Here is a 19,031-nt window from a genome sequence, read left to right on the forward strand (position 1 = left end):
GTAAAACGATATATTTGCGGTCGGAACCGCCTTGAACACCCGCAAAAGTATTGTCAACCCTATCATTGAAAAGAAATGCACAACATCATTCTGACCGCCGTATTACTGATTCTTGGTTCCGCTTCAGCATCGGCACAGTTCTATACGATTACAAAAGAGAAGGAAATCCTACCTGAAAAGCAACAAAAAATGGCTCCTGATACCCTACAGAGGAGTTTGGGAGCTTATGAGTCTTGCAAAAAGGCAGAAAAGGACTCACTTGCCCTAGAGGTGCCTGTGAAACCGCTTTCGGAGCTATATGCCCGAAAAGTTTACGCAAGGGTGTCCCACGAAAAAGAACTTCCTGCACTTACTATTCCCAATCTCTATCAGGAAATCATCCGCAACGGCATTCGGCATCCGAAGATAGTACTGGCACAAGCCATACTGGAAACGGGGTGGTTCCGTTCACCGCTCTGCCGAAACCGACATAACCTGTTTGGCCTTACCAATCCCAAAACCGGAAAGTACTATGAGTTCAACCATTGGACGGAAAGTGTCCGGGCTTACTATACCAAGGTGCAGTATCGGTATGGTCAAAAGAGCCGGATAAACTCCAGCGATGTAGATTATCTGAAATGGCTACGTGACATCGGCTATGCAGAAGACCCCAGATACATACAAACAGTGGTACAGGTGATGAAGCAGCATCTGTAGCTTGGAAGGCCAAAGAAAAAAGCACCTTTCTTTGCTCATTTCCATACTTTTTACGAACTTCGTGTCATTACTGCAACAACTCAGAAAAAGAAGAAACAACTATATAATGAAAGAAGAATGCTTGATATGCCAGGCTCCGCTGGAGTATCTGGGAACGGAAACGCTGATGGAATGCGCTCTCTGCCACCGACAGGAAATGAGCCAAACGCGCTGCATCAACGGACACTATGTCTGCAACGAATGCCATACGAAGGGAATGGATGCCGTCATCGGTTACTGCCTGAATGAAACGTCCAAAAATCCTGTTGAAATACTGGATCACCTGATGAGTCTGCCTTTCTGCCACATGCACGGACCGGAACATCATACGCTGGTCGGTGCTGCGCTCCTGACCGCCTACCGCAATGCCGGAGGTGAAATCGAGCTGCTGACGGCCTTGAAGGAAATGATGGCACGCGGACGCAAGGTGCCGGGTGGTGCCTGTGGGTTTTGGGGAAGCTGCGGGGCTGCCATCAGTACCGGTATGTGCATGTCCATCCTCTCCGGTGCCACCCCGCTCACTCAGGAATCCTGGGGACAAAGCAACCTGATGACGGCCCGGTCGCTGCTGAAAATCGGGGAAGTGGGCGGTCCCCGCTGCTGCAAGCGCAACTCCTACCTGTCCCTTCAGGCGGCTGCCGAATATTTCCAAGTAACAAAGGGTGTCACACTGGAAATGAAACCAATTGTCTGCCACCGCTCCGATGCTAACAACCAGTGTATCGGAAAGCGTTGTCCTTTTCATCCCTCACATACCATCCCTCAATCATGAAAATACTGATACTTTGTACCGGAAACAGATGCCGAAGCCAAATGGCTCACGGCATCCTGCAACAACTGGAACCTTCGTTTAAAGTCCATTCAGCCGGCGTTCGTCCGGCCAGTGAAGTTCATCCCCTGGCTGTTCAGGTGATGAAGGAAATAGGCATCGACCTGAACCAACACTATCCGAAACAGGTAGACCGCTATCTGAACGAGCCGTGGGACTATGTTATCACGGTCTGTGGAGGTGCCCGTGAAACCTGTCCGCTCTTTAGCGGTGAAGTCAGACACAGACTGCATATCGGCTTTGACGACCCCGATGCGTTCACGGGGACACCGGAAGAAATCATCACCGAGTTCAGAAGGGTGCGTGATGAAATCCGCGCCAGCTTTGAACAACTGGCGCAGGCTATCAGAGAGGAAGAATCCTGACATTTCAAATACGATATGGCTAAGAAGAAACACAAAAAGAAGGTAGAGACGGCTTCCTTTGTGGAAATAGAGAAAGACTTCGGTCTGTGGGAGGATTACATGGCTTTCGGACCACAATATGATACCGTCAATGATTGTCCGCTTATTCCCGGTGAAACGGAATGTGTACAGGAACTTCCATTCAAGAAACTGAGTGCGGAAACCAGAAAGGCACTCCGCTCTGCCATGGTCAACCGGGTGGTGGAATACTGGCAAAGTGAAAGGCTCATTCCTGAAGGAGGCATCGTCAAAGAACTGCGAAAGGCGGCCATTCAAGAAACTTACCAGCTTACCGGACAGTATGCCAAGGACAGTGATGAAGTCAAGCATCTGCTGAACGAGAGTATTGTACAAAGTATCAACAAGGAACTGCGTAAAGAAAAGAAAACCCAATCCTGATGATGACGAATGAGAAGCAGGAAATAATCCGGAACTCGGTATCGTACAAGCTGGTGCATGCGATAGCCCTATGGATGGACCGGCGCTTGTTGGATCCATTGATTGGTCTGGTGTTGCCCGGCTTCGGTGATGCGCTGACTTCGGTTTTAGCAGTGCCTTATCTTTATCTGAGCATTGTCAAACTGAAAAGCATTCCCCTGACACTGGCCATTGTCTGCAACATCCTTCTGGATGTACTTATCGGTATCATTCCTTATATAGGAGTAGTCGGTGATGTCTTCAAACGGGCATTTACCAGAAATGCGGCCATGATAAAGGGATATGTGGAGGGCGACAGAGCCATCATGCAGGAGATAGACCGGAAAGCGGTCGGTATGGCTTTTCTCATCGTGATTCTCTGCGGACTTATCTATGCCATGGTATTGGCTGCTGTAAAAATTGTGGAATGGGCTGGTTCCTTTTTCTAACAAAACGGATATGAGAACAGAACGAGTAATTATAGTCAAGCCTTATGCCTCACCTATAGGGGTATTGCTGCTGGGTTCTTTTGAAGACAGGCTCTGCTTGTGTAACTGGCGCACAACAGCTGAACATGGCCGACGGATGGACGAACGGCTGCAGACCAGACTTTCTGCGACCTATTTGGAAGGAACAAGCGAGATAATTGAAACAGCCCAATCCCAACTGGAAGAATATTTTGCAGGAAAGAGAATTACATTCCAAATGCCTCTTTTGCTTTCCGGAACTGATTTCCAACGGAGTGTATGGAAAGAATTATTACAGATTCCCTACGGAAGCACCCAGACCTATAAGGAGTTGGCTTGCCGTATCGGAAAACCTGCTGCCGTCCGTGCAGTAGCCAATGCCAACAATGCCAATCCTCTCTCCGTCATCGTTCCTTGCCACCGGGTGATTGGTAGCAATCGTAAACTGACAGGATATGGAGGTGGTCTGGAAATCAAGCGGCAACTGCTTTGTCTGGAAACTTGAATGAATGGCTTATGGAAAGAGAACGATGTATCCTACTAAACAGAGCAGATGCACCGGATAGAACGCATAGAACCCATACTTCGCCACCTTGCCATAGATAAACCCTCGTGTTCCATCATAGCTGGAAATCACCAGACATGCCAGCAAAGCCCCGACTATCCCATAGTGCATCATCAGCGGAAAGGCACAGAACAACTGCGCCTTTCTACCGGAGGGAAAAGAAGGATTGCAGACATTTCCCAACAGGTAAAACACCACCATCATCAGAATCCCCCGCCACTCATAGTCCACTCCGGACCAAGTGGCGAAACAAGCAATAGAAAGGATGACAGCCCCACAAAGGATGCCATCCTTTTTAAATGCTTCCATCGCAGCCAAAGCCAATACACCCAATGCCAGGGTGAAGAGTACATTGTGCGTTCCGTCCGCTCCGTTCAGCAAGTACCAAGGCACTTCACTGACTACGGCAAACCCGAGCAGCAGCAGGAAGTACTTCATCCGGTTTCGGGTATACCGGAAGCCTTCAGCTATGAGGAAGGCGAACACTGGAAAAGCAATGCGACCGAAGCAGCGCATGACCTCATAAAGAAGTGTGCCGTGCTCCATCAAGTAGTAGGCACTATGATCTGCCACCATCGAAAGAACGGCAATGACCTTCAGTGCGCTACCACTCAATGGAGGCAAAAGGCTTGAATGTTTATATGCTGATTGTAAGGATGCCATTATACTAATCATTTATGCCATACCCAGCAGTTCCTTGACCATTTTCTCCACTTCATCGTTCACCCGTTTGAAGTTGCGGTTCAGCATGATTTCCTTCTCGCGGTCGTTCTTGAACTCATAGATTTTCGGCAGCGGTACATAGTGGTCCTCTTCGTCCTTAATCTTCTTCATGTCGAAGTGCGTCTTGCAGAAGTACTTCGTGGTCTTGAACTCCTCCGACTGCTCAATGTCGAAGTGGTTCAGCATCCGCTCGTCCGTAGCCGTGAAGTCACGGGCAGCCTGACCCGCCAGCCAACCGGTCGCCATATCCGCAATCTTGGCAGCAGGCACCAGGTAGTCCATCTTTTCGGAGATGGTGGTCGATACCTTGTTGTCGTTGATGGAGATGGACCGGGAAGTCTGCTTCGCCTTGCCAAACACATCATTCTGCGCCCATTCCAGGGTTTCCTTGTTACGGGCAGCACCCATGAAGATGTTACCGCAGGTCGTGATAATCTTCTGCATGCCTACCTTGCCGTAGTCAGCCTCCAGCTGTGGCAGCTCCTGAAAGCCCAGGGTCACCGCCACCTTGTTGGAGCGGGCCGTACCAATCAAGCGGTCAATCTTATGGAAATAGAGTGTAGGCAGCTCATCCACAATGATGCTCACCGGGATATTGCCTTTTGAGTTTACTCGGGTAATCAGTCGGTTCAGCACCAGTGCATTCAATGAACCGATGACCTGTTCCTTCTCCGGGTCGTTGGCAATCACGAGATAACTTGGATTTGCCTTGTCAGAAATCTTCAAGTCGAAGTCGTCCCCCGTAAACACCCAGTAGGCTTCCGGAGATACCAGCCGGGCTGCATTGACACGAAGGGTACCCACCATACCTTCCAACTGGTCGTTCGCCTTGTTCTCGTAGGCACTCTTGAAGGGAGCCATGAGGGAAGCAATCTTGTCGTCCTGCATGAGAATGTTGAACACCTGGTCGTAGGACCTGCCTAAGAAAGAAAGCACATGCGGCATGTCCGAGAACTCCCCGGTGATGGTGTCCGGCTCTACTTCCTTGCCTTTATCATCTTCGTACCAGCAGCGTTCTATGTGAACTTGTTTGCCCGTCCGGTCCAAATACGAGAAGCCGTTTAAATCCACAAACATTCGGTCTTCATCCGTTGACACATCGTTTCCGTCTTTGTCCACAAAGTCCAGGATGATGTTTCCCTTTGTATCGAGTGCATGGTAATCGTCCCAGTTCCGTATCACCAGTTCCAGTTTATTTCCCTCGGGTATGACCACTTCGGAGTCTGGTGCCAGAGAAACATAGCGTTTCAGCTTCTTGCCATTCTTGAAGCCTACCGGATGGAAGTTCACAAAGAAATAGATGATGGCTGCCAGGAAGTTCTCTGCCGAGTTGGTGAAGAAGGCTTCCGAACCGCCCTTCTTTTCACCGCCTCCCTTGTTTAAGGAAGCCAGCAAGGTAGCAGCGGTTTCCGAAGCTGCCGCCAAGTCCGGAATGTACTTGCGCTGAATCGGATTGATGCGGTCGGAATACTCCACGTCCGTAAAGTTGATAATGCGAAAGCCACAGTTTTGTGGCAGTTTACCAGCCTTGCGGTTCTTGCAATACTGATAGAAAAGTGTCTTGGCCAATGTAGGAAACTTAAAATCGTAGCACATGATAGCAAATCCCTTGGCAGCGTGCTGCCGGATAAAGGGATCGATGATGCCGAAAGACTTACCCGAACCCGGCGTACCCAATACAATCGTTCCACGGAAGGGATTGATAATGTTGATCCAGCCCTTGTGCATCTTCTGCTTCCAGTAGTAAATCATCGGGATGTTCACCGAATAGTCATTGGCTACCAGAGCCTCCGACTGCTGGAACGATTCGTTCTCAAAGTTGAAGCGGTCTTCACCTACCTTGTAGTTGTAGTACTTGGCAATGCCGTCCAGTCCCTGATGCACCAGCATGGTACCTACGACCGAACAGAGCGCATAGAGGATGCGGTTGGCCGGGAAGCCGAACCAGCTCATGCCGACATTCATGCCGTGAAAGATAAAGCACATGCCGACCAATGTCAATCCCGCCAGCACCGGATAGATGACCATTGTCTTGACGTTGAACTTCAGCGCCTTCTTTGCCTTGGTTCCGATACAGACTACACAGATGCAAATCAGTTCTGCCACCTTGCAGCCCGACACGGAGTTGAACACCTTGAAGCGGGCCAGAAGGTCCAGGATAAACTGCGTGACACGGTTATCCGCCGTGATGGGAAGATTCATCACAATCTCGATGATGAGAAAGATGTAGATGCAACTGCGGAAGTAGTTGTACATCTGTTGCTGTTCCCGGGTTTCTTCGAATGCCATTGTTATTGCATTTAAAATACACGTTAAACGATAATCAGAACGGAATCTTTACACCCACTAAGAGTCCGTTGCGGAAAGTATCTCCATGCAAGAAGTTGACGTTGTTCTTCTGGATCAGCGAAAACTCCCAGCCGTTCTGAAATACATAGCTGTATTCAAAGCCGGCTTCCACACCGAGGAAGAACTTCTTCTGGGTGGCACCGAACTGAGGACCGAGACGGAAGCGGAGCATGCCGTTCTTGTAACGAACCAGTCGCTGCTTATAGACCAATCCGCCATCCCAGTAGTAACCCTTCCAAAATCGGCAACAGGTGGGTTTCTGCCAATGGTTCCCCACTTCACCGTAGATTTCCACGGCATTGCCATAGCTCAACGGATACTCGTAACCAATCATCGCATTCAAGGTATTCGGGAACAGGAAACCTGCATTCAGCGTGAGTTTCTTGTCCTGTGCGGATGCTGAAAGAACGGCAAACGCACAACAGATGATCATTAAAATTTTCTTCATATCGGGTAGGTTTTAGCGGTAAATGTAATAGTACGGATAGCATGAAGAATTCTTCAGAATGTCCGAATCAAAGCCATCGGCATTGAGGATGTCTTCGTATTCAATGGTGAGCGTAATGACACGGCCACTGATTTGGTTCTCTGAGATTTCCAGTCGGAGTACCTTCTCATCCGGGAAGGTCAGTTTCTCAATCACCAGCACATTGCGGTAATTCTTCTTGAACTTCTTGACCGGATTCAATGAGTAAACCGGTGTCAGTTCAATGGTCTGCGAGTTGGTGGCTTTCGTCTCTTTCTTGTCCGTCAGCTTCACGCGAAGTTCCTCAATGTCGTAGGCAATCTTCGTCTTGTTCTGTAAAGAATAATCAATAAAGAAATAGTCCCCGATAGTATAGATGTTGTTGACGATGGCCTTCATACCGTGGGCATTCGACACCACCTGATTGTACTTGCGCTTGCTGCCATACACCGCCCACGCATAGCGCACCATTTCGGCCTTGGGCATCGATACCTCGGGGTTGATATAGGACTGGGTATCGCTGTAAGCTACCTCAAAGATGGAGGCTGCCATATTGGGATAACGGGTATAAACCACGTCATACTGAGCGATATGGCGCTCTCCAATCAGGGTGATAGTACCCAGCAATTCATTCTCGTCAAAGGAGGTTTTAATGGAGTCTGGCTCCAGATAAGGCTTGATGCGCACCATGTTGTCGGCGCACTGGTTGCCCATAATCTTGGTCGTGGAGATGTCCACCAATTTGATGTTCTCGGGCATAACGATGTGGGTTGTGACCTCACTGTTCACGTAGATCTTCTCCTTGGCTGCAGCCTGTACGACCATACCGAGAAGACCGAAGAAAAGTAAAAATAATTTCGCTTTCATATTAGGTAATTCTTATGATTTACTGATTTGATTATTTGTTGATTCCGTTACTTGTAAACTTGCTTACTCTATTGCTTGTAACCTTACTTACTCTGTGATTAGTAAGATAGTTTACCTATTTTCATTCTTGACCTTTTACCTTGCTTCCTCCGAGTTAATCAGATAGACAATCGTGTTGTACTTGATTTTCGCCTTGTTCTTGCGGATGTTGGACGAGATGGCCGAAGAAGCTGAGTTATAGACATTTTGCAAGGCTTGAAGTGCCAGGGCTTCACCGGAAATACCGGAACCGTAGCCATCCTCCGATTCAAAACTGATGTTCTGTTGCACGGCACTGGAGCTGGCATCCTTCACGAACTCACGGAAAGAACTTTCCGGTACATAGAACCCTTCCATGCCGTCATTATCGAACACAGAAAGTTTCACGTTAATGAACTTATCACCGACCAGAATACTGGTAATGGTAGCCTTCACTCGCTGCTGTCCAAAGCCTGTCACTGTCCCATACAGGTAGGTGCCTTTCTTCAACTTGGTATTGCTGACAGTAATGTCATCCAAAAGTTTGAAGCGTAAACGAGTACCTTCCTTGGCTTTGGTAGTTTGGTCAATCATCGCCCGAATGAGCTTGGCTTCCGCTACATCATCAGGTGAGGTCACTGTGTGGAACTTCTCCGCATTGGTATCACCGGACTTGATGACAAGCTTTGGGCGGTTGCGTTCCTTTTCAGCCTGACGGACCCTTGCAATGGAGTCCTTCCGCTGCTTCTCTGCCTGTTCATCCCGGTCAAAGCGCCCGATACCCAACCCGCTTTCAATGGCCTTCTGACGTTCGTAACTCCTGCGTTGGATTTCTTCCAGGTCTTTAGCGAAGTCATCTTGTGAGGTATAGCCATCAGTAGCTGTTGATGAAGCGGTTCTGCTTCCATTACCAGACCTATTTCCGGAAGGAGCATTGTCCCCGTATGCAAAGGAATTGATATGTCTTCTGGATTCGGCCAACGACCTTTCCAGTTCCTCCATTTCCTGCTGCTGACGGATGCGTTCCGCTTCCGCTGCATCCAGCTTGTTGAGTTCGTCTTCGCTGTAGCCGTGCTCCAATTCTTCGGCTTTTTTCTGTTCTTCTCCGATGGCACCGACGGCGGTAAAGGCATCCTCGTCCCCGAAACGGCGCGACATCTCATACATCTTGTCTCCGGCTTCCTCCGCATTGGCTTGCGGCAGTTCCGTATTGATGCGGTCGGTGGCAACCGTCTGCTGGGCATCTTCGCCGCCCCCGAACGTCTGCATCACAAAGTACACCAGGGCACACAGGGGAATGAACACCACCAACGGGAAGATGTACTTGGGCTGTTTGAAATTGATTTTTCTGATCATGGATGGTCATTGTTTTGAAGTGATTTGACGATGGATTCCAGCCGGTTGTAACTTTGTACGATGTGGATGGAGTCCTGATGGCTTTTACGTGGTATCGCAATGAGCGAGTCCAGTTCCTCCCGGATCAGCTGCCCTTCATGGGTCAACTCTGTCAGCGTGGAACGATGGATGCTCTTGTTTGCCTGAATGGTGCGGAACCCAGCAAACACGGGTTCCAACTGGGCAATACTGCTGACATCCGGCTCACGATTATTTTGCTGTCCGACACCATCTATTAAAACGGTACTTACCAGCAGGAAAAACAGCGAACCGGTGACATAAGCAAAGGTGCGTCTGGGATGCTTCCTTGCCCAGATGTTGGCCAAACGGATGCGTCCTGCCAGACGATACCTGGTGCCGACGGCTCCCAACTTGGGTTGCAGCCAGGAGCGTATCAGGTGATGCGTCTTGAGCCTGCTTTCCTGAAGTGTCTTTCTGAATGATTTCATGGGGTACTTATTCTCTATAGGTTAGTAATCTAAATCTTTGTTCTCCAGCGTCCTCCAATTCGTAATCATCAGACCGTGCGGATTGTTCCGGGTACGGGGAACTGATTCGATGTAGCCTGTAGTGACCATGGAGCGTTTCAGGTCCCGAGTACGGCGCTTGATGAGCTGCGTTCCGTAGTAGGTAAATTTCCGTTCATGTTCGTCGAACTGAATGGAGTCACACATGATGGTACACACCGCTGAAGAAGAGATGATATCAGAGTAAAATCCGTTCTCATCCAATGCCTGCTTCTGCTTGAGGGCAGTACCATCTGCCATATACATTGCCTTGCCGACCGTCCACTTGATGTAGTCGTTGTCGGGAGGCAGGTTAAAGAAATACTGATGGAAGAGCTGGATATGCGCCTTGGCTTCCATCGTGAAGTTCGCTTCCAGCTGGGCACGCTGTGCCAGGAAGGGAATGTCACCGTCCAGTATGTAAATCTGCTCCCGTTCTTTTGTCACGAGCGAGATGCAGCACCAGACGGTGAACCCGCAGATGAGGGTGCAGCCACCTATCGTGGCCAGCACCGTCATCAGGGCGAGTTTCGTTTTCTGTGCTAAGGATTCTATAAGCATAGGGAATGGTTTGAGTGATTACTTCTTGTTGTTGCTGTTCTTGGATTTGCTCGGTCTGACCAAAGAAGCGGCACCGCCGGCTGCAGAGCCGACCACACTTCCTGCCATACCTCCTGCCATCGCTGTCATGCCCATCACGGTACTGCCGGCTGCTGAACCTGCACCGGAGCTGACACCGCCCGGAATCAGCCACGAAGCCACTTCGGGCACAAAGCGGATGATATAGGCACCCACCAGCATTCCCATGGCATACATGCAGTTGGAGCCGATGCCCTGCAGTCCCAGTGCGCCAATCTGTTCCCAGGAGTTTACCGAACCATGAAGCAGGTGGTTGTAAGCTATGAGGTCCTGCTGCAGGTTATAGAGCAGAATGAAGTCGATGTAGTAGATACACATATAAGTGACGAAGCCCCACAGCGAGAGGGAAAGGAACTTCGACATCCACTGGCTCCAGGCCGAATTCCAGGGCGGCGCCAGGGACAGGGCGAACATGATGGGACAGAAAATCATCAGGATGGCCATGAAGATGCGCTGCGCCACCAGAATGCCGTAGTAGGACATCTGGAATATCAGTTCCCCCACAAAACGGATGACATCGTTGATCCATTCGCTCATCTTGGTTTCAGCCGCCACGGCTGCCCGCTGGGCATAGTTGTTGATGGTGTTGCCCAGATTCTCCACGTTGTAGATGAGTTTGTCCCACCAGGCAGCATCCTGTCCGATGGCGGCTACCTGCTGGGCGGTGGAAATGGAGTCCTGTACGGCTCTCAGCCGGTCGAGGTATTCACTCTGTTTCTGCGCCACCTTCAACTCGAAAGCGGCCACTTCCTTGTTCTTGGCTTTTGCCATGGCCTTGGTAGCGGTTTCCAGTCCTTTGCCGGGAACCTGCAGGGCCTGACAGATCCACGAGGAAGAAGAGATACAGATGGAAATGCCGATGATGCGCAGGAGTTTCATCACGTCCATGCCGCGCCGCCCGAGCATCATCATCCAGCATTCGTAGGAGCCTACACAGAGCGCCAGCAACAGGCCGAGGATGCGTGCCAGTCCGATGGCATCACCCAGCACCGCCACATTGGGAAAGGTTTCCATGGCGACCAGCAGCTTGTCCAGACTCTCGTCAATGGCAGGCAATCCGATGGTTAATGGTACTAACAGTAGATTCATATTTTCATTCTATTTTCGTTACATATTCCTTTTAATAATGCGTGGAAGCCACCGCGCAGAGGTTGGCGGTCCGTTTGACCAGTTCTTCCATCTTCTGCCGGGCTTCCTCGTAAGCCTTCTGCCGCTTGGCATTCTCCAGTCCGTAGCCGACTCCCATCTTGTGGATGTAGGCGATGTCGGCACAGAGGATTTCATTCTGGCGGCTCAGTTCGTCCACCTGGTACTGGAGCTTGCCCTTGCTTTTCTGCATGCAGTAGAGCAGTCCGTCGGTGATGCAGTCCTGCATCCGGTTGAACTCGTCCTTGTAGGAAGGGAACATCAGGTCCACGTTGCGGTCTGCCTCGCGGAGCAGTTCCTCCTGATAGAGTTCCTCCATCTTCTGCCGCTCTTCCTCCACCTTCTTGATTTTCTGCCGCTGGGTCTCTTCCGCAGTTACCCGGGTGGGCATGATGCGTTTCACGTTGGATTTGTGCTCCTTGAAACGTACCCGGAAGCCGGATTGAAATCCTGCCCACTTCCAGTACATTTCCGCGCCCGAGTATTTCTTGTGCAACAGGAAGTAGTACCAGTCCGGTGCGAAATCCCATGGACCGTTCTCCATGGACTGCCACTGCCGGGCCTTTTCCTTGTCCTTGGTTGGACGCTGGGCATGTCCGCTATAGGGACACCCCATCAGCATCAGTGCGATGATGCCTGTGATGATTGCTTTAGCTGACATATCCTTTGTTCCATTGATTGATGACACGATTTGCTATCTCGTCCTTCACGTTGGAGTTGAGTATTTCCCAGATGTAGTCGGGCTTCCAGCCGCAGTCGGTAATGAGAAAGCAGTAGAGGTTCGCATTGTCCACGATGTAACGGGCCTTGTCGATGGTGGCTTTGAGCGTCATCACCAGGTTCAGCTTCTCGTCCATGGAAGCCTTCATCAGGTTGATGCCCGAAGCGGCCACGGAAGCGTAGAGCTTGTAGCAGTGCTTCACTTCCCGGGCTATCGCCACGTTGGCATCGGCATAATACCATCCCACAAAGGGCTTCTTCTTGACATGCTTGAAAGTGTTGGAGGTAAAGTCCTTGTACTCCTTGACCAGCATGTAGAGCGAGTTGGCGGTGGAGGAAATGGCTCCGGCCAGTACCAGGTACGAATGGGCATTGCTCATCTTGGTGTTTAGCGCGGTCCGCACTTCGTTGAACTTGTTGGCGCCTTTGGTGACCATTGACTGCTCCCCGAAACTGGTGGCCACTCTGCCCAGTGCCTGGTCCTCGTCCTTCTTGATGCACTTGTGCAGGGCTATCAGCGCTTCAATGGTCGGCAGGTCCTTGGGTATGACTACAGCGGTGGCCGTACCCGGCACCAGAAGGAATAGCATCAAACAGATTGCGCCCAATTTCTTTTTCCAGTGTTCCATAGCTTTTTCATCTTTTAGTTAGCAGCCACCAGTCCGTTCCAGTCCGATACGAGTCCGTCCACCTGGTTGCGCATGGTCATCACGTTGGCCCATCCCTCGGGGTCGATGGCAAAGCAGAGGTCATTCAGCGTGGCATACTGTGCCATGAGCATCATGCCGTCCACCTTGTAGCGGATCTCATTCAGATTGGTGTAGATGGAGTTGGCCAGTGACATTCGCTCGTAGCGGTCGAGCATGTTATAGCCGTCGCTCTTCTTCTCGGCAGTGCCTTCTCCCTTGAGCGGATTGGGAATCCTCGCATTGTTCACGATGTTTACGAAGTTGCCCACCAGCTGCTGTGTTTCCATCACCAGCCCTCCGAGTTCCGTCAGGCAGTAGAGCTGGTTGGTGAACTTCGCCTTGCTGACCGTCTTTATCAGTTCCGGCACATTCCGGATGATATCGAGGGCACAGCTGCCGATTTCCTTGTAGTACAGGCTCTCCGTACCGAAACCGGAGATGTTCTGCATCGACAGTTTGTAGAGTTCCTTCATCGTGGCCATGCTGACCGAATAGAGTTCCACCTTCTGCTGTTTGGCGGCGATGGTGTCCAGCCGGGCATTGTGCTGTTCCTCGATGAGTTTCTGGGCGGCAAGGTTGGACGACACGATTTTGATGCAGTTCTTGTCCACAACGATGCGCCATCCGGCATACATTTGCGTTGAAGCGGCAAGCATCAGTACCGCCATCAACAGGAATCTTAACTTGACCATAATGACATGACTTTTTGATGTTGATTGACTTTTCTGGCAAATTCCAGATACTTATGCCCGCCGTCCCGTTTGCGGTCTGCCTCTATGTGCGTGATGGCTTCCTGCATGGTTCCGTAGTGGGCCAGATAGAGTTTGAGGGCTTCCTTCTCCGTACGTTCGGTAGTGTAAGCCCAGTAGCATTCCGGTGCTTCCTCCACACCGTACACATCCGAGTATTGTCCCCGGCATATCCAGACTTCCTTGAAATAGCTGCGTCCTTCCCGGTTGTTCAGGGCATTGATGGTAAATATCTGCTGCCTCTGGATGGGGGTCAGTCCCAGGATGGCGGCAATGTCCTCGTAGCGGTCCTTGAACTTGGTCTGGTCGAGCAGTATCTTCACGTCGGAGTTGTTGATGATGGCTTCCTTCACGATGGGCGAATCTATCACATCGTTCAACTCCTGAGTAACGACACCTGCTATGCCGTGGAACTTTCTTACCGTTTTGTACAAATATTTTATATATTCTGCCATGGTGGGCGAAGCAATTGCCTTCCACGCTTCCTCAATAATCAGCGCCTTTCGTCCTTTCTTGATACGCATCTTCTGCAGGAACACGTCCATAATGATGAGTACCACAATCGGGAACAGCACGGGGTCATCCTTAATCTTGTCGATTTCGAAGACGATGAACTGCTCATCGAAGAGGTTCACGTCCAGGTCGGAGTTCAGGGTCATCTCCAGTTCGCCTCCTCGGTAGAACTGCTTCAGGATGGCAGCGAAGTCTCGGATGTTGAACTGAATCTTCTCCTGTGCCACGATTTGCGGAATGCGTTCCAATGCAAACTCATAGTAAGAGTTGAAGGACAATTCCCGGACTTTCAGTCTGCGTTTCTGTTCCTCGATGTGGTCTATCTGCTTGTCTATCTTGATAAGCATGGAGTTGTTGTAGAGTTCCTTCTTGTAGTTCTCGATAATCTGCAGGGCACGTTCCTTTTCCCCTTTGCTGGCAGCTTCATCCTGGGCAAGGGCATAGAGCGAACGGCACTGGCGGAGCAGCTTGAGTCGCCGGGCTTCTGCCGGAAGCATGAGTGCCCTGCTTTCTGCCTGCTTGTCCCTTTCGGCTTCTCTGATTTGGGCATCAATGTCTTCCATGCTGTGGGAGAACTTGTCGTAGTCTTCTTCCATCTTGGAGGCAACCAACAGCTTTTGTCTCAACCCTTCACGTTCCTTTTCGGTGAACTTGGTGAAGGGCTGGAAGTAGGCTTCGTAGTATTCCACGATGGTCTGGTTGATGAGCATGTCCTCAATCTTGCTTGGAAAGTCGTTACCCTTGAATATCAGGAATATCAAAGACTTCAAGAAGTTCTTCTTCTCCCCGAAGTTCAAGTCATACTCTTCTTTTGTTACCTTGAAAGGATTCATGGAGATGGGCTTCTCCTTCGAGTAAGAAATATAGGTTCCCTTGTAGTAACCACAGATACCTTCATAGGAATCACCCGTATCGACCATAACCACATCCGTCTTTTGCTCTAATAGTTGACGAACCACGCTGTTCATGTGGAATGACTTCCCGCTTCCTGAAGGTCCGATGCAGAAGAAGTTGGCATTATCCGTCATCTTCACCTTACCCTCTTTCCCTGTGATGTCAATACACACTGGCAGCCCCTGGCGGTCGGTGTAGTATGTGGTCAGCGGAGTATCTTCCGAGCCCTTTAGATGTTCCTTGAAAAAGAAGCACAGAGCGGCATCGGAGAGCGTCAAAAAGAGGTCATAGTCCGGATTGAAGGCATAGCCGTTGCCGGGGAAGCTGTCGGTAAACAATTCCAACTGGTTGTAGGCGGTACGGGACGGCATGATGCCGCATTCATACAGCTTGGTTTCCAGATAGGAAGTGACCGGGGTGACCTTGTCTGCCGGGCAGCTTACCAGAATGTTGAAGTTGCAATAAACCAACTGCGTGCTGTCCACAGCCAGGCGGTCCAGCACTTCCTCAATGTCTTCCTTCGCAATCTTGTTGCTCGGGTCAGGCATGGAGCCGTGACGTTTGGCCTTTGCCTGGAGTTTTCTCAGCAATTTTCGTTGGTTCGGTATCTGTACCACCTGGTTGAACACCACACAATCAGCATGGGGCACACTCGTCAGAAAAGAGAACAAGTCCGTAGCGATGCCGTAGCCGTTGATGTTCATCTGAGTATAGGGCTTCACCAGCGAAGGCAGGTTAATCTCGTCTATATCCACCAGCGGATAAGAACGGACTACCCGGTCGCCGATTTTCAGATACTCGTCTGATGCCTTGAAGTTGGTCATCGAGAACGGACCATGCCGGAACTGGAAGGCCATGAAGCGGTGGCAATACTCGTTCACCTCTTCCTTGGTCAACTTCCGATGCTTGATATTCTTCTCCTTGAGAATGTCGCTCACTTTGGAAACCTTGGAATGGAAGTCCAGCCATCTCTTCGGGTCGTACTGAACGAACTGGCTGTGCTGTGCCTCCTGCGTGAGGATAAGGTAGGTACGTATCTCCGTAAATTCTCTTCCCTCAAAGTAACGGAAGTAGCTTTTGGTTAGGAACTCTGCATCCTCCGGCACCTCATGGTGGTAGGACTGCTTGCAGAGCACGTCCTGTTTTTGCAGGGCATAACCCTCGCCGAGCGTCTGTACCACATTGGAGAGCACATCCTGAAAGAGCATGTACTGCTCCGCATCGGTACAAAGCTGCTGCACGGGATTGATTATCTCGAAAATAACCGACGGTTCCCCCTTGGCTGAAAAAAGGACGACATTGCCGTCCGTTTCCTCCAGCTGCGCATAAAGGCCGTCAAATATTCTTTTCTTGGTACGTGCCATAATCATTCATTTTATTTTACGAGTTACGTCTCAGATTCTTGTAAACATGGATACCCTTTGCCCGCCGTTTGTTGTGGAGACCGCCACGCTGCTTGACGTAAATGGTGACCAATCCGACCACTGCCATCACCAGCATGGCGATGAACCCGGCAAGCTTTCCCAAAGCGATGGAGAAACCGATAAAACCCACGAATGACACACCGATGGCCGCTGCTGCCAAAGTCAGGAAACGACCGCGTATGCCCATGAACTCCAGCGGTTTCTGCAAGCCTTTGAAAACGGGATAACCCTCCTGATTCATCGTCATAATTCTGGATAGAATGTTGACAGATTGGATTACTTAAAGAAGAGCGGAAGAGCCTCAGAAAGAGCGATAAATGCAATACATCCGCCAATGGTCAGCATGATAGTTTTCTTGACATCCTGGTCGCCGTTCTGCATCTTAAAATAAACGTTAAAAGCTCCTACTAAAACTATAACGGCTGCAATCGCTTTCATCAAGTTTGACACCGGAGTCTGGTAGGAACTCACTTCCTGGGTGGCTTTGGTAAAGCCTGCGGCTCCCTTGCTGCCTGCCATCGCTTCACCGACCGATACCGTAAGGGCAAAGATGAACATGAGGCATTTCTGTACCACACTGCAGGCCATAAGGCGGTTGACTGCTTTTTCAGAAGAACGCTGGATAGAGCGGAAGATGCTTTCGTTTCCGCATACGAGTTGATTGAGTTGTTTCATTGTATATTTCTTTGATAATGGATTTCATCGCCAAAGGAACAGAGGTCGCCAAAGAAACAGAGGTCATTCAAGTATCAGAGGTCGCTAAAGGAACGGTGGACTTTCGTCCAAGTAGTATCGGGTGTATTACCCGGCATATCGCATGCTTTCGCAGTGATAGATAATGGTACCCAGGTCACATTCACCGGTTTCGGCCAACTGGTCGATGGCTTTGAAGATGTCATCCACCAAAATGCCGTCTGTCAGGATGGCTTCTCGATAGGTCGGTGAGCGGTAGGGTTGGTCGTCATCGGTACTTTCTTCGGATGCTTGTTCGCCAGAAGGTTTTTCAGATTCTTCTTCAGCAGTTCCCTCGGTCGTTTCATCATCAGAAGATTGGGAAGAAGCTGCTTCCTGTTCGTTATCCGATTCAGTTGCCTGTGAAGGAGTTGTAGTACCAGATTCAATTTCATTGTACACATCTTCAGAATTGTCTGATTCCTCTTGTTCATCTTCGGTTTCTTCTTTCCATTCCTGTGAAGTATCGGCATCCGATTGAGTTGGAGAAGCATCGTCATGCTGACTGTTTTCAGAAGCATTCTCGCTTGGAGAATCTTCTTTCTTTTCCTCTTCTTTCTTCGGTTCCTCCCGACTCACCTTGTGAGGTCGGAAAGACTGGGCTTCGTCCGATATGTCTATATCCTCCTCTACATGGTTATCTTGTTCTGCCGCTTCCGCTGCCTTGGCTCGCTGGATGTCCATCACAATCAAGAAGGCATAGTAGCATAACAGCGCCACAAAGAGGATCGAGATTATTTGTCCATAGGTCATGATTGATTCTTTATAGCAGGTTAGACAATACCACCGTGGCTTCGACCGGAAAAGGCAGGAAACGGAATCCCAGTTTGGCGCCTCTCATTTCCGATTCCTTGATTCGACGGATATGATCGGGATAGTAGAGTATGCCGTATTCCTCTCCGGCCACATAGCCCTGTGACCTGAGCCAGGAACGGAGGCGGACTCGGGCCCGGTTGGACACAACCTTAATGCGGGTGATGGGACTCAGCCCAAAGATGACCCTGCGTCTTTCCCGACGCATGATGTCGGTGTGAATCCTTGAAAAGAGGTTGAAGTCTTCCGATGGGGTACGCTTCAAGCCCATATTGGCGGCAATTCTCCGCACATATTCTCTGGACACACCGAGATCCTTTCCGATTTCGGCAAAGGAGCGGTGCCCGAAGTGGTTGCGTATGTAGTCTGCACGTTCGAGCCAACGGGTTTTTTCCATCTTCTTGAGCCCCAGCTGACGTGCCTTCATCTTCACGGAGCGTTCGCTCATATCCAGCACCTGTGCCGTGTGGGGTGTGGTTTCGATGGGATACAGCTGGACGAGCAGGGCTATTTTCTGTTCGGTCCAGTTAGTTCTTCTCTTTCTCATAGGCTTGCTGATTGAAGTTGGTAAACAATGATTTCTTTTCCCTGCGAAACTGGGCCAGCTGCGGCAGGTAGGCATCGAAGAAGGAGCGGACGATGGCATTGACCATGTCGGAGCGGCTACGGTTGTAGATGACACAGTCGTCGAGTGAGTCTGCCAGGTCGCGGTCCAGCCTGCAGACCAGCCTTTCGCTCTTGTCGTTCTGTTCATCGGAGGCTTCCAGATGTTTCAGGAAGTCGTTCCAGTATCTTTCCTGTTCAACCTGAGGAGAAAGGACTGCTTCGGTGTTCTCTTCCGTTGTTTCCTCCTTGTGAGATTGGGGTGTGGGTTCCAACATATCGGGCGATTCGTCTGCCAGAATGATGTCGGGGTCATTGATGCCTTGCATAAGGTCATCCAATGCCGGAATGTCATTTTTCATACGCAA

At 50.2% G+C, this 19,031-nt stretch carries 23 protein-coding genes; 6 read left to right on the plus strand and 17 right to left on the minus strand.

Going from position 1 to position 19,031, the window contains the following annotated elements; all coding sequences use genetic code 11:
* The first annotated feature begins 75 nt into the window (after positions 1-75).
* The 6 genes from HMPREF1534_RS13085 to HMPREF1534_RS13060 all read left to right on the plus strand — a co-directional run bounded on the left by HMPREF1534_RS13085 (position 76) and on the right by HMPREF1534_RS13060 (position 3,357).
* Complete coding sequence (locus tag HMPREF1534_RS13085; RefSeq protein WP_005938407.1) at positions 76-696, plus strand: glucosaminidase domain-containing protein; 621 nt, start codon at positions 76-78, stop codon at positions 694-696.
* A gap of 106 nt (positions 697-802) precedes the next feature.
* Positions 803-1,507 carry a DUF5714 domain-containing protein gene (locus HMPREF1534_RS13080; protein ID WP_005938409.1) on the plus strand — a complete coding sequence of 235 codons (705 nt, stop codon included), beginning with the start codon at positions 803-805 and terminating at the stop codon, positions 1,505-1,507.
* Positions 1,504-1,929: an arsenate reductase ArsC gene (locus HMPREF1534_RS13075; RefSeq protein WP_005938412.1), complete on the plus strand. Its 426-nt coding sequence runs from the start codon at positions 1,504-1,506 to the stop codon at positions 1,927-1,929. Before HMPREF1534_RS13080 ends, HMPREF1534_RS13075 begins: the two co-directional genes overlap by 4 nt.
* A gap of 15 nt (positions 1,930-1,944) precedes the next feature.
* A complete protein-coding gene (locus HMPREF1534_RS13070) occupies positions 1,945-2,367 on the plus strand; it encodes a hypothetical protein (protein ID WP_005938415.1) in 423 nt (140 codons plus the stop codon).
* The gene (locus HMPREF1534_RS13065) at positions 2,367-2,834 is read left to right on the plus strand and encodes a DUF4112 domain-containing protein (RefSeq protein WP_005938417.1); all 468 of its coding nucleotides are present in this window, start codon (positions 2,367-2,369) and stop codon (positions 2,832-2,834) included. The genes HMPREF1534_RS13070 and HMPREF1534_RS13065 overlap by 1 nt, the downstream gene beginning before the upstream one ends.
* A 10-nt stretch (positions 2,835-2,844) precedes the next feature.
* Positions 2,845-3,357 carry a methylated-DNA--[protein]-cysteine S-methyltransferase gene (locus HMPREF1534_RS13060; protein WP_005938420.1) on the plus strand — a complete coding sequence of 171 codons (513 nt, stop codon included), beginning with the start codon at positions 2,845-2,847 and terminating at the stop codon, positions 3,355-3,357.
* A 9-nt stretch (positions 3,358-3,366) separates the two neighbouring features.
* Here the strand turns inward: HMPREF1534_RS13060 and HMPREF1534_RS13055 are convergent, their stop codons facing one another.
* From HMPREF1534_RS13055 to HMPREF1534_RS12975, 17 genes are all read right to left on the minus strand, one after another.
* Complete coding sequence (locus tag HMPREF1534_RS13055) at positions 3,367-4,080, minus strand: TraX family protein (protein ID WP_005938423.1); 714 nt, start codon at positions 4,078-4,080, stop codon at positions 3,367-3,369.
* A 12-nt stretch (positions 4,081-4,092) separates the two neighbouring features.
* On the minus strand, positions 4,093-6,429 hold the full coding sequence (locus tag HMPREF1534_RS13050; RefSeq protein ID WP_005938427.1) for a type IV secretory system conjugative DNA transfer family protein: 2,337 nt from the start codon (positions 6,427-6,429) through the stop codon (positions 4,093-4,095).
* 34 nt (positions 6,430-6,463) lie between these two features.
* Complete coding sequence (locus tag HMPREF1534_RS13045; protein WP_005938429.1) at positions 6,464-6,937, minus strand: hypothetical protein; 474 nt, start codon at positions 6,935-6,937, stop codon at positions 6,464-6,466.
* Positions 6,938-6,949: 12 nt separating this feature from the next.
* Complete coding sequence (gene traN, locus HMPREF1534_RS13040; RefSeq protein ID WP_005938431.1) at positions 6,950-7,822, minus strand: conjugative transposon protein TraN; 873 nt, start codon at positions 7,820-7,822, stop codon at positions 6,950-6,952.
* 135 nt (positions 7,823-7,957) lie between these two features.
* The gene (gene traM, locus HMPREF1534_RS13035; protein ID WP_025066792.1) at positions 7,958-9,193 is read right to left on the minus strand and encodes a conjugative transposon protein TraM; all 1,236 of its coding nucleotides are present in this window, start codon (positions 9,191-9,193) and stop codon (positions 7,958-7,960) included.
* Positions 9,193-9,684, minus strand: a complete 492-nt coding sequence (locus HMPREF1534_RS13030; protein WP_005938435.1) for a hypothetical protein — start codon at positions 9,682-9,684, stop codon at positions 9,193-9,195. The genes traM and HMPREF1534_RS13030 overlap by 1 nt, the downstream gene beginning before the upstream one ends.
* A gap of 21 nt (positions 9,685-9,705) precedes the next feature.
* Positions 9,706-10,302: a conjugative transposon protein TraK gene (traK, locus tag HMPREF1534_RS13025; protein WP_005938437.1), complete on the minus strand. Its 597-nt coding sequence runs from the start codon at positions 10,300-10,302 to the stop codon at positions 9,706-9,708.
* Between the two features lie 18 nt (positions 10,303-10,320).
* Positions 10,321-11,469 carry a hypothetical protein gene (locus tag HMPREF1534_RS13020; RefSeq protein WP_005938439.1) on the minus strand — a complete coding sequence of 383 codons (1,149 nt, stop codon included), beginning with the start codon at positions 11,467-11,469 and terminating at the stop codon, positions 10,321-10,323.
* Between the two features lie 31 nt (positions 11,470-11,500).
* Positions 11,501-12,148 (minus strand): DUF5045 domain-containing protein, encoded by a 648-nt coding sequence (locus HMPREF1534_RS13015; RefSeq protein ID WP_372588037.1) that lies wholly within the window; start codon positions 12,146-12,148, stop codon positions 11,501-11,503.
* Positions 12,149-12,176: 28 nt separating this feature from the next.
* Positions 12,177-12,875 carry a hypothetical protein gene (locus HMPREF1534_RS13010; RefSeq protein ID WP_005938442.1) on the minus strand — a complete coding sequence of 233 codons (699 nt, stop codon included), beginning with the start codon at positions 12,873-12,875 and terminating at the stop codon, positions 12,177-12,179.
* A 14-nt stretch (positions 12,876-12,889) separates the two neighbouring features.
* The gene (locus HMPREF1534_RS13005) at positions 12,890-13,627 is read right to left on the minus strand and encodes a hypothetical protein (protein WP_005938444.1); all 738 of its coding nucleotides are present in this window, start codon (positions 13,625-13,627) and stop codon (positions 12,890-12,892) included.
* Positions 13,615-16,455 (minus strand): TraG family conjugative transposon ATPase, encoded by a 2,841-nt coding sequence (locus HMPREF1534_RS13000; protein WP_005938446.1) that lies wholly within the window; start codon positions 16,453-16,455, stop codon positions 13,615-13,617. The genes HMPREF1534_RS13005 and HMPREF1534_RS13000 overlap by 13 nt, the downstream gene beginning before the upstream one ends.
* Positions 16,456-16,471: 16 nt before the next feature.
* A complete protein-coding gene (locus HMPREF1534_RS12995) occupies positions 16,472-16,762 on the minus strand; it encodes a hypothetical protein (RefSeq protein WP_005938448.1) in 291 nt (96 codons plus the stop codon).
* A 29-nt stretch (positions 16,763-16,791) separates the two neighbouring features.
* Positions 16,792-17,103 (minus strand): DUF4134 domain-containing protein, encoded by a 312-nt coding sequence (locus tag HMPREF1534_RS12990; RefSeq protein ID WP_050560719.1) that lies wholly within the window; start codon positions 17,101-17,103, stop codon positions 16,792-16,794.
* Positions 17,104-17,316: 213 nt separating this feature from the next.
* A complete protein-coding gene (locus HMPREF1534_RS12985; protein ID WP_005938452.1) occupies positions 17,317-18,000 on the minus strand; it encodes a hypothetical protein in 684 nt (227 codons plus the stop codon).
* A 10-nt stretch (positions 18,001-18,010) separates the two neighbouring features.
* Entirely contained in the window at positions 18,011-18,607 is a 597-nt protein-coding gene (locus HMPREF1534_RS12980; RefSeq protein ID WP_005938454.1) for a hypothetical protein, read from the minus strand.
* Entirely contained in the window at positions 18,588-19,025 is a 438-nt protein-coding gene (locus tag HMPREF1534_RS12975) for a hypothetical protein (RefSeq protein WP_005938457.1), read from the minus strand. The genes HMPREF1534_RS12980 and HMPREF1534_RS12975 overlap by 20 nt, the downstream gene beginning before the upstream one ends.
* Positions 19,026-19,031 lie beyond the last annotated feature (6 nt).

The sequence above is a fragment of the Phocaeicola massiliensis B84634 = Timone 84634 = DSM 17679 = JCM 13223 genome (genome assembly GCF_000382445.1).
GTDB lineage: Bacteria > Bacteroidota > Bacteroidia > Bacteroidales > Bacteroidaceae > Phocaeicola > Phocaeicola massiliensis.